Source organism: Ruegeria sp. BHSB056 (genome assembly GCF_059613305.1).
In genome coordinates this window covers 1-2,035 of record NZ_JBXWSG010000176.1, presented here as the reverse complement: position 1 = coordinate 2,035, position 2,035 = coordinate 1, and the positions used below count along the sequence as shown (strand labels likewise).

Sequence of the window (2,035 nt, the reverse complement as noted above, 5' to 3'; positions counted from 1 at the left end):
TCTTCGACATCGTTTTCGCGATGACCAATGGCCAATGGGAGACACAGGTTCTGGCCAACTACATGTACGACAAGATGTTCCGCGCCAATGATTGGGGCGTGGGTTCGGCATCGGCCATGGTGATCATGTTGCTGGTGACGCCGATCTTGGTCTGGAACATCCGCAACGCACGCCGGGAAATGGAGTAGGGGATGAGCGATATTGCAGGAACCAAACCCGCCCTTAGATGGATCGTCCAGGCCTCGGTCCTCTTTCTCGTGGTGCTTTGGGTAATACCGACACTGGGATTGTTGATCTCATCCTTTCGCACGGCTGACCAGATCGCGACCAGTGGCTGGTGGAAATCCCTGTTCCCGTCCGAACAAAACCTGACGCTACGCACGGCCGTGCCCAATACGCAAATTCTGAAAAACGGGACGTATGTGATTGAAGGGAACCTGTTCGACGAAGGGCAGAAAGCTACGATCTCAAAGTGGGGTGTCAGCTCCCGCGCGGTGGATGCGTATGAACCCGGTCAGACAGCGGAATTGCGTCGTGGCGGGACTATCACGGTCGATGCAAACGGGAACTACAAAGCGGAAAATGAAGAGGAGTTTACTGGCAGCCGCGGCCCGCGTGTTTTCGTAAGTGCAGAACTTCCACCCGAGTTCACGTTGGACAATTACCACAAGGTTCTCTTGGCCGAGAACAGCACCGACAGTATGGGTCGGGCGTTCTTTAATACTCTCACAGTGACCATTCCTGCCACGATCATCCCTATCCTGGTTGCGGCGTTCGCCGCTTATGCGTTGGCCTGGATGGAGTTCCCGGGCCGCGCGTTGCTGATCGCAGCTATTGTCGGGCTTTTGGTTGTTCCGCTTCAGCTCGCACTGATCCCTTTGCTGAAATTCCATCTTAATATTGGGATCGGCAAAGGGTATCTGGGTGTCTGGATGGCCCACACTGGCTTTGGAATGCCGCTGGCGATTTACCTTCTTCGCAGCTACATGGCCGGTCTGCCACGTGATTTGATCGAGAACGCGCGGGTCGACGGGGCGTCTGAGTTCCAGATATTTACGAAACTGATCCTTCCACTCAGCTTCCCGGCGCTGGCGTCTTTCGCGATCCTGCAGTTCCTGTGGACCTGGAACGACCTTCTGGTGGCCAAAGTCTTCCTGATTGATGCATCAGGTCAAACCACCGTCATGACCAATCGAATTGTCGAACTGCTGGGTACAAGAGGGGGCAACTGGGAAATCCTCGCCACCGCTGCGTTTGTTTCGATCATTGTTCCACTGATTGTTTTCTTCGCAATGCAAAAATACCTGGTCCGTGGCCTGCTGGCCGGATCCGTCAAATAGAGGCGTCTGATGAACGTGCAGAACACTGTAGAACTTTCCAAATCAACCAAAGCAAAGTCAGAGTGGTGGCGCGGTGGCGTGATCTATCAGATCTATCCGCGCAGCTTTCAGGACAGCAATGGTGATGGGATCGGTGACTTGAAAGGGATCACCCAACGTCTGGATTACATTGCGGATCTGGGGGTCGATGCGATCTGGATCTCGCCCTTCTTCAAATCTCCGATGAAGGATTTCGGCTACGACGTCAGCGATTATCGCGATGTGGATCCTATGTTCGGCTCGTTGGAAGATTTCCGCGAGTTACTCGATCAGGCCCATGACAAGGGTCTGAAAGTGATGATCGATTTGGTGCTGTCACACACATCTGATCAGCACCCTTGGTTCGGTGAGAGCCGCGCCGATTGGGACAACCCGAAATCCGACTGGTATGTTTGGGCCGACCCTAAACCGGACGGCACACCGCCCAATAACTGGTTGTCTATCTTTGGCGGTTCAGCGTGGCAGTGGGAGCCTCGTCGCCTGCAATATTTTCTGCATAACTTTCTGAGTTCGCAGCCAGACCTGAACTTTCACTGTAACGAAGTGCAAAACGCACTGCTGGATGTGGCTCGGTTCTGGCTGGACATGGGCGTGGATGGTTTTCGCCTGGACACGATCAACTTTTATTTCCACGACAAACATTTGCGGGACAATCC

Annotated in this window: 2 protein-coding genes and 1 pseudogene; all 3 read left to right on the top strand. The window is 53.9% G+C overall.

Going from position 1 to position 2,035, the window contains the following annotated elements; all coding sequences use genetic code 11:
* Positions 1-188, top strand: a pseudogene (locus AC2FND_RS20095) (alpha-glucoside ABC transporter permease); the annotation flags it as partial.
* Positions 189-191: 3 nt separating this feature from the next.
* Positions 192-1,340, top strand: a complete 1,149-nt coding sequence (locus AC2FND_RS20090) for a carbohydrate ABC transporter permease (protein WP_480489052.1) — start codon at positions 192-194, stop codon at positions 1,338-1,340.
* 9 nt (positions 1,341-1,349) lie between these two features.
* On the top strand, positions 1,350-2,035 hold a 686-nt coding region (locus AC2FND_RS20085), incomplete at its 3' end, for an alpha-amylase family glycosyl hydrolase (protein WP_496771466.1).